This is a genomic window from Methylobacterium sp. WL103, from assembly GCF_008039885.1.
In the GTDB taxonomy this organism is placed as follows: domain Bacteria; phylum Pseudomonadota; class Alphaproteobacteria; order Rhizobiales; family Beijerinckiaceae; genus Methylobacterium; species Methylobacterium cerastii.
The window spans coordinates 1-1104 of sequence record NZ_VRUX01000953.1 but is presented as its reverse complement, the minus strand read 5'-3'; the positions used below and the strand labels follow the sequence as shown (position 1 = coordinate 1104).

2 protein-coding genes and 1 pseudogene are annotated in these 1104 nt (G+C 72.1%); 2 read left to right on the top strand and 1 reads right to left on the bottom strand.

The features are described from left to right. Window positions 1-398: pseudogene (locus FV222_RS26985) on the bottom strand (molecular chaperone DnaJ); the annotation flags it as partial. A gap of 129 nt (window positions 399-527) precedes the next feature. On the opposite strand from FV222_RS26985, the gene FV222_RS26980 reads away from it, so the two are divergent. After that, a complete protein-coding gene (locus FV222_RS26980; RefSeq protein ID WP_147754698.1) occupies window positions 528-812 on the top strand; it encodes a BolA family protein in 285 nt (94 codons plus the stop codon). A gap of 19 nt (window positions 813-831) precedes the next feature. Next, on the top strand, window positions 832-1104 hold a 273-nt coding region (gene arfB / locus FV222_RS26975; RefSeq protein ID WP_147816196.1), incomplete at its 3' end, for an alternative ribosome rescue aminoacyl-tRNA hydrolase ArfB.

Genomic DNA, 1104 nt, shown 5'->3' with positions numbered 1-1104 from the left:
ACGTAGGCCCAGTCGCGCGTCGGCGCGTCGGCGGCCTTCGCCGCCGCCGGGCGGTTCACGCCCATCGCCCAGGTCGGGCGGTGGCCGATGATCGCGTCCTTCTGGAAGGCCTGGACGGCGTCGTCGTTCATGCCGTCGAAGTAGTTGTACGTCGCGTTGTAGGCCTTCACGTGGTCGATGCAGAAGTTCCAGTACTGCCCCTCGGCGCGTCGCCCCTTGGGCGCGCGGAACAGGCCGGCATGGGTGCAGCCCTCCGCCTCGCAGGTGCCCGCGGGCTTGCCGCTCGCAGTCTTGCCGGCCGAGTTCTTGCCGGCCGCGGTCTTGCCGCCGGCCGTCTTGGGCTCGTCGCAGGTGCGCCGGATGCGGATGCTGTCGAAGAGGGGCGAGTTGAGATCCATGACGGGGCGATTATGAGGGGGTGGACCCGAGACACAAGGGCGCCGGGCCTGATGACGCATGCGGGCGAACGGGCTTGACGACCCGGCCGCCAGGTGACGCGGCTGCGACGCAACACGAGGGATGGACGGATGACGGGAACGGCGACGCTGCGGGACTGGATCGAGGCCAAGCTGGCGGCGGAACTCGCGCCGGCCCGCCTCGACGTGGTGGACGAATCCCACCTCCATGCGGGCCATTCCGGCGCGCGGCCGGGGGGTGAGACGCATTTCCGCGTCGATGTGGTCTCGGACGCCTTCGAAGGGAAGAGCCGCGTCGACCGCCACCGCGTCGTCAACGCGCTGCTGGCCGAGGCGTTCGCCCGCGGGCTGCACGCGCTGGCCGTGAAGGCGCGCACGCCCTCGGAAGCCGGCTGAGCCGGAAGGGGAGGGGGCCGTGGCCCTGGTCTGCACGCCTCAGATCGCCATCGACGAGGCCGAGCTGCACGAGACCTTCGTGCGGGCCTCGGGCCCCGGCGGCCAGAACGTCAACAAGCTCTCGACGGCGGTGCAGCTGCGCTTCGACGTGCGCCGCTCGGCCGCCCTGCCGAACGCGGTGGCGGTGCGCCTGATGCGGCTCGCCGGGCGGCGGCTCACGGCCGACGGCGTGCTGGTGATCAGCGCGCAGCAGTTCCGCACGCAGGAGCGCAACCGCGCCGACGCCCGCGAG